Consider the following 14,087-nt stretch of genomic DNA (forward strand, 5'->3'; position numbering starts at 1 on the left):
TTCAGTTGCTATAAACTTTAATCTATCATCGCGAAATCTGTGCCTAAAATCAACCCATTCAGGCAAACAGCGTCTATTAGCTCATTAACGCAGCCATCAATGCTTTCTGCGCATGCAGTCGGTTCTCCGCCTGATCAAAAATCAGGGAGTTAGGACCGTCGATTACCCCAGCACTCACTTCTTCTCCACGGTGAGCTGGCAGGCAGTGCAGGAACATGTAATCCGGCTTGGCGCCTTTCATCAGTTCCTCATCCACCTGATACGCAGCGAATGCTTGTTCACGAATTTTCTGCTCCTCTTCAAAACCCATACTCGCCCATACATCCGTATACACGATATCCGCATCTTTCACAGCTTCCTGTGCACTGTAAGTCACAATCACCTGTGAGCCGCTCTCCTGTGCAATGCTGCGCGCCTGCTCTACAACGGTGCTGTCAGGCTCATATCCTTCCGGAGTCGCTACCGCAACATGCATACCCATCTTCGCTGCACCAAGCATCAGGGAATGCGCCATGTTATTGCCGTCTCCGACATAAGCCATTTTCAGACCTTCCAGCTTGCCTTTATGCTCCAACACGGTTTGGAAATCCGCAAGTACTTGGCATGGATGCGCTGCATCGCTCAGGCCGTTAATCACCGGAATATCCGCATGTTGTGCCAGTTCAGTCACATTATGGTGTCCAAAGGTTCGAATCATGATGCCGTCCAGGTAACGAGACAGGACTTTGGCTGTATCATGTGTCGTTTCCCCGCGACCAAGCTGGATATCATTTTTGCTCAGGAAGAGCGCGTGACCGCCCAGTTGGAACATGCCGACTTCAAAAGATACACGCGTACGTGTAGATGATTTTTCAAAAATGAGTCCGATCGTTTTGCCTTGGAGAGGCTGATACGGCACACCATTTTTTTGTTTGCCTTTAATCTCGATCGCAAGATCCAACAGATAGCGAATTTCTTCCGCTGTATAGTCTGTAAATTCAATAAAATCACGGCCTCTAAGATCGACCTTCTGTACCTTCTCCGTCTGTTGCGTTTGTGTCATGTTAGTGTTGTCCTCCTTATTTCCGGTTCCCTGCACCCGCATGGGCAGAAGAGTGTAGAAGGTTGAGCTCTAAGCATTCAGCTGCTCACTTTCATCTTCCGCTGTTTACCGCGCGGCTACAGGGATTCATGATTCATCTTTTTGTTCCGCTTCGAGGCCCCTAAAGGCCCCGAGTCAGAAAGGTTGTATAAAGTCTTATTAGGCGTTCTTCGCCGCCACATGCTCTTCAATCAACGCAGCAACCAAGGATACTGCCTCATCGATCTCTTCCTTGCTCACATACAAGTTTGGAAGCAGACGAATGACATTCGGTCCTGCGGATACAAAGAGGATGCCCCGCTTCTGACCAGCAAGCACGATATCGCCAACTGCTTCAGCACATTCGATTCCAACAAGCAGCCCCATACCCCGAACTTCTTTTACAAACGAATTACCAGCCAGACGCTCCCGCAAAGAGTTCATCAGGTATTCGCCCATTTCAGCTGCACGTTCTGGCAATTGATCTTCGAGCATCGTTTCAATCGTTGCAATGACCACGGAGGAAGCGAGGGGTGTACCGCCAAACGTCGTTGCATGGCTGCCCGCAGTAAACGCATCCTTCAGATAACCTTTACCCAGCATCGCACCTACAGGGAATCCACTACCAATACCTTTGGCTACCGTGAAAATGTCCGGCTCAATGCCATAATGCTCATGCGCGAACAGTTTGCCTGTACGTCCCATTCCGGTCTGTACTTCGTCCACAATCAACAGCAATCCGTGCTCTTCACACAGTTTCCGAACGTGATGGACAAAATCTGGTTTGACTGGATGTACTCCGCCCTCGGCTTGCACCATCTCCAGCATAATCGCTGCTGTATTAGGTCCAATCGCCGCTTCGAGAGCCGCTGTGTCATGCAATGGTACAGTTACAAATCCGGCTGGCAATGGCAAAAATCCTTCTTTCACCTTATCCTGTCCAGTTGCTGTCAATGTTGCGAGTGTCCGTCCGTGGAAGGATTGGGCAAATGTAATGACTTCGTACCGACCTGTGCCTTTTACCTTCTGGTGGTAGCGACGAGCCAGTTTAATTGCCGCTTCATTCGCTTCTGCACCACTGTTACAAAAGAACACAGCGTCTGCACATGTATTTGCTGTCAACAAAGCCGCTGCTTTTTCCTGCCCTGGAATTTGGAACAGGTTGGATACATGCCACAGCTCATCAATCTGAGCTTTTAGCTTGGCCCCGACTTTCTCCGGTGCATGGCCCAGACTCGTTACAGCCAACCCGCACATGAAATCAAGATAACGATTGCCTTGATCATCCCATAACCAGCTGCCTTTACCCTTGACCAGACTGATTGGATAACGCGCATACGTTTGGAAAAGAGAGCTTTCCGTCTGTACCGCTGCACCTGTTGCTGCTACGCCCGCTACTGCTGTGCCAGAACCTGGCTGTTCATTGCCTTTTGCCATCACCTATCACTCCTTATTCGTTGGTACACTTCTAAGGTGAATAAAACATAACACTAGACCACTTCGATTGCAGTCCACCTTCCGAACATATGCATACTCCCACTTCGATGACAGAACAACCTTCCGATCGCTGTTATCCCCAGATTTCTTTAATTAATTTTTAAAGGTGGAAATCCAGTGATAAAGGCGCACGCTACGCTTCTTCAGGTTATTTCTGTCCTCTCCGTTCTCGCATTTTTGTTTCTTCAGATTGGTTCTGCACTCTTCCTTATCGTGCTATGCCAGATTCACAAAAATCGTGTACATATTTTTTTATATAATATAAGACTATTAAGACTCTAGCGCATTGAGAGCAAATTATTGCATACGGATAATGCGGGTTCCGATCGTTTCTCCGCCGAGCACACGGCTCAAGATCTGTGGTTCGCTGCCATCTACGATAATGACCTCACGCACTTTGCCGTGAATACAAGCGATCGCTGCACGCACCTTTGGAATCATGCCGCCATAGATTTCTCCAGTTTGGATCATATCCTCAATCTCCTGTACGGAGACAGTTGCCAATACTTTTTTCTCGCCGCCTACATTCTTCATGATGCCAGGGACATCGGTCACAACGATCATTCGGCTAACTCCAAGATGGGAAGCTACCGCACCTGCGGCTGTATCCGCATTAATGTTATAGCGCTGGCCAGATGCATCTACACCAACTGGCGCGATCACTGGCATATAGCCCATTTCCACAATGCCTTGAATAATCTCTGCGTTAACGCCCGTTACATCACCGACCCAGCCAATCTCTGCATGGTTACTGACCGGTTTCGCTTGGATTAGACCACCGTCCACACCCGACACGCCCAGCGCACGTCCACCCACACGCTGGATAAGACGAACGATCTGTTTATTAATACTCCCCGCAAGAACCATCTCCACGACATCCAGCACGGGTTCTGTTGTTTTACGCAGTCCGTTTACGAATTCGGTCTCAATACCGAGCTTCGCCAGATTGTCCGAGATCGCAGGGCCGCCTCCATGCACGATGACAGGCTGAGTTCCCTTGGACTGCAAGTCACGCAGATCTGCAAAAAAGGATTCAGGCAATGCCGCCAGCGTGCTGCCTCCGCATTTCATGACAAACGTCTGCTTCTCGGCACCTGCTTCAGTTCCGGTACTCTCATTTTGCAATGTTGAATTCATGAGGGCACTCCTTTCAATTCAAATGTTTTAACGAGATTAACACTTCATTGATGCAATATTCTTCGGCTGACGTTCCGAATCCGGATCGTTCTTTCGATCGCTGTTGTCTCCAGGTTTTTTTTGAATCCCCTCTTTTGAGGGGAAAACCCGGAGACAAAGGCGAACGCTTCGCTTCTACAGAATCGATTCCGCCTTCTCCACTAACTTCGCAGTTATCAACCACCAAAGAAAGTTCAATCCTTATACATTTTCAACATATTTTACGAAGCAGCTACTCATAGGAAAGCAGCATTCTCCGTTAACGTGTAAATATAAATAGTTGCTTATTACGTGCGGTATGCCGCGTTAATTCGTACATAGTCATATGTCAGATCACAGCCCCAAGCGATAGCTGTTCCCTCGCCGTGGTGCAGATCGACTACAATGCGTACGGTATCGGTCTGCAAGTAGGCCAGTGCCGCCTCTTCGTCAAATACAACTGGACGGGATTGTTCAAGTACAGAGATGTCTCCCAGACGGATATCCACCGTCTCCGGGTTCACCGGCTGTCCTGCTCGCCCTACGGCTGCAATAATTCGTCCCCAGTTGGCATCAGCGCCAAACATCGCGGATTTCACCAGGCTGGACCCAATGACGGTCTTTGCAATAGCTTGCGCGGATTCATCACTTACGGCACCCGTTACCTGTACTTCTACCAGCTTGGTTGCTCCTTCACCATCACGTGCAATGGCTTTGGCAAGCACTTCGCACACATAAGTAAAACCGGCAGCAAAAGCTTCCCAATCCGGATGTTCCACGGTCAGTTCTTCGTTCTCTGCCAGACCGCTGGACATTGCTACCAGCATGTCGTTCGTGCTTGTATCTCCATCCACTGTAATCATGTTAAAGGTATGATTGGTCGCCTGGCGCAGCAGGCGCTGCAACGCTTCTGCACTAATGACCGCATCCGAGGTCATAAAGGCCAGCATGGTCGCCATATTCGGATGAATCATCCCCGATCCCTTGGCGGCACCTGCAATGGTGATCGTCTTGCCGTTCACCTCAACGGCGACGCAGGCTTCTTTTTTCACCAAATCGGTGGTCAGAATAGCTTGGGAAAAATGCTCCGCTTCTTCTGCTTCCTTGCCCAAGCGTGCCGGAAGTCCGCTAATTCCCGAGTGTACAGCGTTCATCTTCAGCAATTCACCGATGACTCCTGTGGAAGCGACAGCAACATCCTCTTCCGCTACGCCCAATTCACGTGCAGCCGCCGTACGCATGGCGTAGGCATCCTCTTCCCCTTGTTGTCCGGTACACGCATTGGCATTCCCGCTGTTCACGATGACTGCCTGAAGACGTCCATTGTTCAAGCTCTCGCGTGTGACTTTCAAAGGTGCTGCCTGGAATACGTTCGTTGTGTACACCGCAGCTGCAGTTGCCAGCACATCACAGCGGATTGCTCCGATGTCATTGCGAGATGTTTTTTTCAAACCACAATGCAATCCACCAGCCGTAAACCCACGCGGGGTTACAATCGTTCCGTTCTCAACTATCGTAAAAGCCTGTTGCTCCACTTTTGTTCCCATATGTTATCCCCCGTTATGCGTTCGGCTGCATGCCGATTGTCCGCTTGCTTTGCCTGATCCGACATTCCCACATGATTTTGAAATTGCGTCTAGACGCTCTCCCAACTAATCAAAACCTTATGGATATACCGGCGTCATGTTCAGCCCGAGGTTCTCCTCCCATCCCATCATCAGGTTCATATTTTGAATGGCTTGCCCGGATGCACCTTTCACCAGGTTGTCAATAACTGAAATAATCGTCAAACGACCTGTACGAGGATCAGCCGCAAATCCGATATCACAATAGTTCGATCCGTACACTTCCTTCGTTGAAGGCCAGATCCCGGGCTCGCGTACACGCACGAACGGCCGATTCTCATAATATTTGCGGTACAGATCAACGATTTCACGGTCACTGTGTTCGCCAGTTAGTTTGGCATACATCGTACTCATGATCCCACGCGTCATCGGCACCAGCTGCGTTGTGAATGTTACTGTGACTGCTGTTCCAGTGATATTGCCCAGCACTTGTTCGATCTCGGGAATATGTTGGTGTTTATTGAGTTTGTATGCTTTGAAATTCTCATTCATTTCTGCATAATGATAAGCTAGAGCTGTTCCCCGTCCTGCACCCGATACGCCAGATTTGGCATCAATGATGATGCTGGAAGGATCAATCCATCCTGCCTCAACAGCTGGGATCAATCCGAGTAACGTAGCCGTTGGGTAGCAGCCTGGGTTGGAAATAAAGTTCTTGCCCTTCACTTCGTCTCCATACACCTCTGCCAAGCCGTATACTGCCTGTTCCAGCAATGAAGCAGATGGTGCGGGATGTTTATACCACTCTTCATACACCGTTCCGTCCTTCAGTCTGAAATCTCCAGACAAATCAATGACCTTAAGACCTGCTTCAAGCAGGCTTGGAACGAGCTTTGCGCTTACACCAGACGGGGTCGCTGTGAACACCAGATCTGCACGACTTGCAATCTCAGCCGGGTCTACGCCGTCGAGTGGCCTCTGAATCACATCCGTCAAATGCGGGAATCCATCTGCGATGGACTCACCACTGCTGGATGAAGAGATTACCGAAGTAATTTCAACCTGCGGATGATTCTGGAAAAAACGAATCAGTTCCACCCCGCCGTAGCCGGTGGAACCGACGATTGCCACTTTTAATTTGTTATTCACTCTCGCTCCCCCAATCTTGTCGTATGCGCTACTTATACTGTTCTCCTGCTCCCAATGAGCTTTCATACAGCAATTCCGTCGCTTCTATGCATATTTGTGTATTATTATACAACTCTAGTTATATAAATACAACACTCTATCATCAATTTCACATGGATTCTCATTGCTTCCGAACATATCTTTCCAACATCTGCGGACGAACCCGTATACTTCTGCTAAAATACGTATTATAGGAAACATTACAACCAGGGTCTAATTCATAATCAATCTACAAGCTGAAGGGTTTATGAATGGATTCATAATGGTCATTATGAGACATGGGGGACTACAGTGCATATCGAATCCATTTTACTTGTTGTACTCCTGGGCCTGAATATTATTTTTGCAGCAGCGGTCGTTTTCTTCGAACGAAAGGATGCCAGTGCATCCTGGGCTTGGCTGCTCGTCTTGAACTTTATTCCGGTTTTCGGGTTTGTACTCTACTTATTAACAGGGCAAAACCTGACGCGCTACCGACTTTTCCAGTGGAAAGAGCGCAAGAAGCTTGGGCTTGAAGAACGTATTGCTGCCCAGCTTGCACAACTGCAAGACAATAGAACACCTTTCCGTAATCAGGCGACAGAGAGTAGTCAGGACATGATCTATATGAACCTGAAGCAAAACGATGCTCTTTTGACCGAAGATAATGCAGTCGAGATTATTACCGACGGAACAGACAAATTTCAGCGTTTGCTCGATGATATCGAAGCAGCGAAAGATCATGTTCACGTGCAATATTACATTTATAGAGGCGACCGACTCGGTAAAAGAATCCGGGATGCCCTCATCCGCAAAGCTCGGGAAGGCATCAAAGTTCGTCTGCTGTATGACGCGCTCGGTTCGCGGCGGGTGTCCAAACGCTTTTTCAAAGAACTGCGAGAAGCAGGCGGTTTGGTTGAAGTCTTTTTCCCATCCAAATTCAGTCTGATCAATCTGCGTATGAACTACCGAAATCACCGTAAAATCGTCATCATTGACGGCAACCTTGGATATACAGGCGGGTTTAATGTAGGGGATGAATATCTCGGCTTAAATTCCAAGTTCGGTTACTGGCGTGATACTCATTTGCGGATTCAGGGTAATGCTGTCCATGCGCTTCAGACCCGTTTTCTGTTGGATTGGAATGAAGCGTCCAAACAGCACGATACCCCGTATGTTCCGGCACATTTCCCTCATATTGAGGGACCAGGAACGACAGCCATGCAGATTGTATCCAGCGGACCGGATGCAGAGACGGAGCACATCAAGAACAGTTATCTGAAAATGATTAATGGAGCCAAACATTCGATTCTGATTCAAACGCCTTATTTTATTCCAGATGCCAGTGTGCTCGAAGCCATTCGTCTTGCGTGCCTGTCAGGGATTGATGTTCGCATTATGATTCCAAATAAACCGGATCATGCCTTTGTATATTGGGCGACGCTATCTTACATCGGTGAGTTGTTAAAAGTAGGGGCAACGGTATTCATCTACGATAACGGCTTTATTCATGCCAAAACGCTCATTATCGACAGTATGGTCGCATCTGTAGGAACAGCTAATATTGATTACCGCAGCTTCCGATTGAACTTTGAGGTTAATGCCTTTATGTATGATGAGGCCATTGCGACTACTCTTGTGCAGACGTTTGAGCATGATCTTCTCGTATCCCGTGAAATGACGCTGGAGGAATATAATAAACGCAGTGTGAAGATCCGCTTCAAGGAAGCAATCTCTCGCCTGCTGTCTCCAATTCTGTAGATACAGTATTAAGTGACTTTTATTCAAAAGTTAAAACAAAAAGCAGGTGCTTCCTTTTTCCAGTTATGTCTGGGGAAGGAGTACCTGCTTTTTTTGGCTCAAAAACCATAATTAGTGGTTGATTACGATCTGATCTTTCATCATTCTTTGAAAGGATATCACTACAGTGCAGCCATTTAGAACATTGATCTATTTTTACTGTAAACCACTAGTTACTCTACTTGTTGTTCCTTACACTTCCTCACGCTTAAAGCCTTCACCCAGTACTTCATGCGCATTACTTATGATGACAAAGGCCCCCGGGTCTACGGACCGGATCAAGGCTTTCAGTCTAGGCACCTCATTTTGCCCAACCACCACCATCAGTACGGTTCGCTGGTCGTCGGTGTAGCCGCCTTTTGCCTCCAGCTTCGTCAGTCCACGATCCAAATCTTCGAGAATTACTTTCGTAATCGGCTCAATCTGGTTGGAGATAATATAGGCTACCTTCGAGTAACCCAACCCCATCTCGACGGCGTCAATGACTTTCCCTGTAACATACAACCCAATCAGGGCATAAAGGGACTGCTCCAATGACAATACAAAAGCAGCCATAATAATGACTGTCGCATCCATAATCACCACACAAAGAGAGTAACTCAGCCCACTGTACTTTTGCACGATCCTGGCGAGGATGCTCATGCCGCCTGTTGATCCTCTTCCCCGGTATACGATCCCAATGCCGAGTCCAACTCCAATCCCTCCATAAAGAGAACCAAGCAGTGGATTCGTTGTGGGAATGGCCCAGTCTTTCGTGAGATAGACAAACAATGGCAGTACAATGCTTCCGAGTACAGATCGTATACCATACTGCTTGCCAATTAGAAGAAAACCTGCGATCAATAGCGGTATATTAATGGCCCATTGGGTATAAGCCGGTTCAAGCCCCAACCAATGTTTGCCCAATATCGACAGCCCGGATACCCCACCTGACGCAATCTGGTTCGGTAGTAAAAATAAATTAAAGGCCACAGCAATCAGAAACGAACCAAGAATGATAGAAACGGTGTCTACAACATTTCTCCAGGGTCCGTTCAGGGGGATGAAGCTAATTAACCTCTTTTTACGATTATTTTGTAATTGCTGTTGCTGCTGCATGTCATCTTGCTCTCCTTTTGTTGTTTATATGCTCAAAAAAAAGCCCCTGTATACACCATCATACGCCTACACGTATCGGGTCTATACAGGAACTTTTGATTAATCGGTATCTACTTTAATCTGGCTGCGCAAATAACCATCGATGAATCCATCGAGGTCGCCATCCATGACTGCTCCTGTGTTTCCAGTCTCTACGCTCGTACGGTGATCCTTTACCATACTATAGGGATGGAATACATAGGAGCGAATCTGGCTACCCCACGCAATATCCGACTGCTCTCCTCGGATTTCGTCCAGCTGTTGTTTTTGTTCTTCAATTTTACGTTCATACAATTTGGAACGAAGCATCGTCATCGCTCGCTCACGGTTCTTGATCTGTGACCGTTCATTCTGACACGTTACCACCACACCTGTTGGAAGGTGAGTAATCCGTACGGCTGAGTCGGTGGTATTGATATGCTGTCCACCCGCGCCGCTCGCACGGTACGTATCGATCTTGAGGTCTTCTGTCCGAATGTCCAGTTCAATCGTGTCATCAATCTCAGGAACCACATCACACGATACGAAGGAAGTATGCCTGCGTCCCGAGGAGTCAAAAGGTGAGATCCGCACCAATCGGTGAACACCCTTCTCGGCTTTCAGATACCCATAAGCATTGTGCCCCTTGATGGAAAGTGTAACACTCTTGATTCCTGCTTCATCTCCTGCCAGATAATCCAACACCTCAACCTTGAAGCCACGTTTCTCGGCCCAGCGTGTATACATCCGCATCAGCATCTGTCCCCAGTCCTGTGACTCGGTACCACCAGCACCCGGGTGAAGCTCCAGAATCGCATTCATCTTGTCATACGGCTGATTCAGGAGAAGTTGCAGCTCGAACTCTTCTACCTTGCTCACGATGGCTGTCACGCTGTTAGCGATCTCAACGGCCAGATCATCGTCGCCTTCTTCGTCAGCCAATTCTGCCATCATGACCGCATCGTCGTAATCCTGCTGCAGCTTGGTGTATTGATCCACAGATCCCTTCACCGCGTTCAACTCGGCGATTACGGATTGTGCCTTATCGTTATCATCCCAGAAATCCGGGGCGGACATCTTCACTTCGAAGTTCTCAATCATCTCTTGCTTCAGATCTAAGTCAAAGAGACCCCCTAAGATTTGTTAGTTTCTTGCCTATTTCACGCAGGTCCTGCTTCACACTTGGATCGATCATGTGCAATTCCTCTTTTCATTAAGATAAGCTCCCCGCATCCAGGGCATTCCTCCAGATCACGTTTCCGATGTTTCACCTTGGAGTCTCGATTACCTTTATATCGGCAATCCTCCTCTCCTTGATCATGGTCACATAGTTATAACTATGCACCAATTACAGGTTATGCATCCTACACTTGATCATTTGAAATACCCGGCTGCAAGGAGCCGTTCATGTCATTCTATTTAAGTTGAGCCAGCATTCGTTACACCTTACCACTCCAATTGCAGTAGCATCTTCCGATCGCTCTTATCCCCAGATTTTCTCGATTCCCTCTCACAAGGGAAAAATCCGGTGATAAAGGCGAACGCTCCGCTTCTTCAGATTGCTTCTGCACTCTCCGTTATGGTGTAAAAAATTTAGATCCAACTTATACACAGGGTAATATAAGAGAGTCGTTTAACTACTCTTGGCCGTGGCAGTGTTTAAACTTTTTGCCGCTGCCACATGGACAAGCATCGTTACGACCGATTTGGTCAGACACTTTGACCGGGCGTTTCTCCGTAGGTTCGCCGCTAGTTGAGATCTGACTTTCGTCCACAACCGCCTGACGCTCCTGATTGCTTTCGATTTGTGCTCTCATCACATAAGTTGCTACTTCTTCCTGAATCGAAGCAATCATCTGATGGAACATTTCGAAGCCTTCGAACTGGTACTCACGCAATGGATCTGTACCGCCGTAAGCACGAAGGTGGATACCTTGACGCAATTGATCCATTGCATCAATATGATCCATCCATTTGCTGTCTACTGCACGGAGCACAACCACTTTCTCGAACTCACGAACCATCTCTTCACCGATGCGCTCTTCACGTGCATTGTACTTGTTCTGAACTTTCTCAAACAGGTACTCGACAATCTCTTCGGCTTCCTTGCCCCACAGGTCATCTTTCGTTACCGAGCCTTCATCCAGCAATTTGCTGTTCATGTAGTCGGCAACTTCCTGCAACTCCCAGTTTTCCGGAATATCGTCACTGCAATGAGCTTCCACGATGCGTTCAATGGAAGGCTTAATCATATCCATAACGATCTGTTTGATGTTCTCGGACTCAAGCACCTCGCGGCGCTGTTTATATATAATTTCACGTTGTTGGTTCATGACATCATCATATTGGAGAACGACTTTACGTACGTCAAAGTTATTACCTTCAACCCGTTTTTGTGCCGACTCTACCGCACGGGTGATCATCCGGCTCTCGATCGGTTGGTCTTCTTCAAAACCAAGACGCTCCATCATGTTCAGTACATTATCTGCACCGAAGCGTTTCATCAGCTCATCACCCAGCGACAGGTAGAACTGTGTGGAACCCGGGTCACCCTGACGTCCTGCACGTCCGCGCAGCTGGTTATCAATCCGGCGAGATTCATGACGCTCTGTACCAATGATGTGAAGACCTCCCACCTCAGCGACACCTTCACCCAGGATAATATCCGTACCCCGTCCAGCCATGTTGGTTGCAATCGTCACCGCTCCTGCTTGACCTGCACCTGAGATGATTTCCGCTTCTTCAGCGTGGTATTTGGCATTCAATACCTGATGTCTGATTCCACGGCGTTTCAGCATGTCCGAAAGACGCTCGGAGTTCTCAATCGATACCGTACCAACCAGAACCGGCTGGTTCTTGCTGTGACGTTCCACGATTTCTTCCACAACCGCTTTGAACTTGCCGTCGATGCTCTTGTACACCACATCAGCCATATCATTCCGTTTGTTCGGACGGTTGGTTGGAATCTGCAATACTTCGAGACCGTAGATTTTTTTGAATTCTTCTTCCTCGGTCTTCGCGGTACCCGTCATTCCCGCAAGCTTGCGATACATACGGAAATAGTTCTGGAATGTAATCGTAGCAAGGGTCATGCTCTCGTTCTGTACTTCAATGCCTTCTTTGGCTTCAATCGCTTGGTGCAATCCATCGCTATAACGACGTCCTGCCATCAGACGACCTGTGAATTCATCGACGATCAGCACTTCTTCATCACTCACCACATAGTCAACGTCACGACGCATGATTACGTTGGCTTTCAATCCTTGTACGATGTGATGGTTGAGTGTAACATTCGCATGATCATACAAGTTTTCGATACCAAATGCTTTCTCCGCCTTTGCCACACCAGCTTCAGTCAGCGCTACGGATTTCACCTTGATGTCCACCGTAAAGTCTTCTTCTGGAACCAAACGTTTCACGAAACGGTCAGCTGCATAGTACAGGTCTGTCGATTTCTGAGCTTGTCCGGAAATGATCAAAGGCGTACGTGCCTCATCGACCAAAATGGAGTCCACTTCATCAATGATACAGAAGAACAATGGACGTTGTACCATCTGCTCTTTGTACAACACCATGTTGTCACGCAGATAGTCAAAGCCAAATTCATTATTTGTTCCGTACGTAATATCACATGCATAAGCATGTTGTTTCAAAGCATGGTCCATACCGCTCAGGTTAACCCCTACAGTCATGCCCATGAATTCATAAATCTGTCCCATTTCCTGGCTATCCCGTTGAGCCAAATAATCATTGACCGTTACCACGTGTACACCTTTGGACATCAATGCATTCAGGTATACCGGGAGTGTTCCAACCAGTGTCTTACCTTCACCCGTTTTCATCTCTGAAATCCGGCCTTCATGAAGGGCAATGCCCCCAAGCATCTGTACGTCATAGTGACGTTTGCCCAGTACACGGCGAGATGCCTCCCGTACGGTTGCAAATGCTTCCGGAAGAAGTTCATCCGTGGTTTCACCCTTTTCAATGCGGGCACGGAATTCCTCCGTTTTGGATTTCAGTTGTTCATCAGACAGAGCCTGAAATTGTGGTTCCAGTTTATTGATCACATCGACTGTCTTCATCAGACGTTTAACATCACGTTCATTCATGTCGCCGAAGATCTTTTTGACAAGTCCTAGCATGGTATACCCCTTTCGTGCAAAACAGAATAGACCCCCTGCTGCCGCCGCGCGACACCATCGGATTGGATATGTATCCACTTGCCCGGGGGTGACAAACGATATAAATAATATAAGATGAATCAACTCCAGGCTTGCCAAGGTTCCTCATGAAGCTGATTCGGTATTCAACCGGATCCGGTTATTAGAAATAAGCCGAATACCAAGCTTTATGAATCATGTTCATGGTGCTGTGCCTGTCATTGATTATGATTAGCGATCATTCGTTGACAATTCCTCATCAGGACAATGATTCTCTTTGTATAAATTGTAACAGTTTGTAAGGGTCCCCGCAACACGCCACGGCACACTTCTTTGAACTTCCGAAGCCTCTCCGATGGAGTTTAAGTGCAAAAAATCATAGTCGTTAGCGGAAGCCTTAAATTATGCCGTTTCTTTTTCCAGATAGATAAGCCATGTTAACGAGTTTTGGTGGTAAATTTGGATGAAAATCTCATTATAGAGAAAAAGAATACATCTGAGAATTATATCAACCATGACATCTTCGTGCCTATGAAAATTTAATATATCCATAACACGGATCTGTCC

9 protein-coding genes are annotated in these 14,087 nt (G+C 47.5%); 1 reads left to right on the forward strand and 8 read right to left on the reverse strand.

What is annotated here, in order from left to right; genetic code table 11:
- Positions 1-76: 76 nt before the first annotated feature.
- The 5 genes from argF to argC all read right to left on the reverse strand — a co-directional run bounded on the left by argF (position 77) and on the right by argC (position 6,426).
- A complete protein-coding gene (gene argF / locus MHB49_RS30895; protein WP_405154119.1) occupies positions 77-1,042 on the reverse strand; it encodes an ornithine carbamoyltransferase in 966 nt (321 codons plus the stop codon).
- 198 nt (positions 1,043-1,240) lie between these two features.
- Positions 1,241-2,497 (reverse strand): acetylornithine transaminase, encoded by a 1,257-nt coding sequence (locus MHB49_RS30900; RefSeq protein WP_405154120.1) that lies wholly within the window; start codon positions 2,495-2,497, stop codon positions 1,241-1,243.
- A 357-nt stretch (positions 2,498-2,854) separates the two neighbouring features.
- Positions 2,855-3,694, reverse strand: a complete 840-nt coding sequence (argB, locus tag MHB49_RS30905) for an acetylglutamate kinase (protein WP_405154121.1) — start codon at positions 3,692-3,694, stop codon at positions 2,855-2,857.
- Positions 3,695-4,020: 326 nt separating this feature from the next.
- Positions 4,021-5,259 carry a bifunctional glutamate N-acetyltransferase/amino-acid acetyltransferase ArgJ gene (argJ, locus tag MHB49_RS30910; RefSeq protein WP_405154122.1) on the reverse strand — a complete coding sequence of 413 codons (1,239 nt, stop codon included), beginning with the start codon at positions 5,257-5,259 and terminating at the stop codon, positions 4,021-4,023.
- 117 nt (positions 5,260-5,376) lie between these two features.
- Positions 5,377-6,426, reverse strand: coding sequence for an N-acetyl-gamma-glutamyl-phosphate reductase (gene argC / locus MHB49_RS30915; protein ID WP_405154123.1), 1,050 nt, complete (start codon positions 6,424-6,426; stop codon positions 5,377-5,379).
- A 330-nt stretch (positions 6,427-6,756) separates the two neighbouring features.
- Between argC and cls the strand changes: the two genes are divergently transcribed.
- On the forward strand, positions 6,757-8,205 hold the full coding sequence (cls, locus tag MHB49_RS30920) for a cardiolipin synthase (protein WP_405154124.1): 1,449 nt from the start codon (positions 6,757-6,759) through the stop codon (positions 8,203-8,205).
- 231 nt (positions 8,206-8,436) lie between these two features.
- Here the strand turns inward: cls and MHB49_RS30925 are convergent, their stop codons facing one another.
- From MHB49_RS30925 to secA, 3 genes are all read right to left on the reverse strand, one after another.
- Complete coding sequence (locus MHB49_RS30925; protein WP_247899577.1) at positions 8,437-9,342, reverse strand: YitT family protein; 906 nt, start codon at positions 9,340-9,342, stop codon at positions 8,437-8,439.
- A gap of 99 nt (positions 9,343-9,441) precedes the next feature.
- A protein-coding gene (gene prfB, locus MHB49_RS30930) for a peptide chain release factor 2 (RefSeq protein ID WP_247899578.1) occupies positions 9,442-10,555 on the reverse strand; the annotation gives its coding sequence in 2 pieces (ribosomal slippage) (positions 9,442-10,482 and positions 10,484-10,555; 1,113 coding nt in all).
- 442 nt (positions 10,556-10,997) lie between these two features.
- Positions 10,998-13,502 (reverse strand): preprotein translocase subunit SecA, encoded by a 2,505-nt coding sequence (secA, locus tag MHB49_RS30935; protein ID WP_405154125.1) that lies wholly within the window; start codon positions 13,500-13,502, stop codon positions 10,998-11,000.
- Positions 13,503-14,087: the final 585 nt, after the last annotated feature.

The organism is Paenibacillus sp. FSL K6-0108 (assembly GCF_045040695.1).
Taxonomy (GTDB): domain Bacteria; phylum Bacillota; class Bacilli; order Paenibacillales; family Paenibacillaceae; genus Paenibacillus; species Paenibacillus pabuli_B.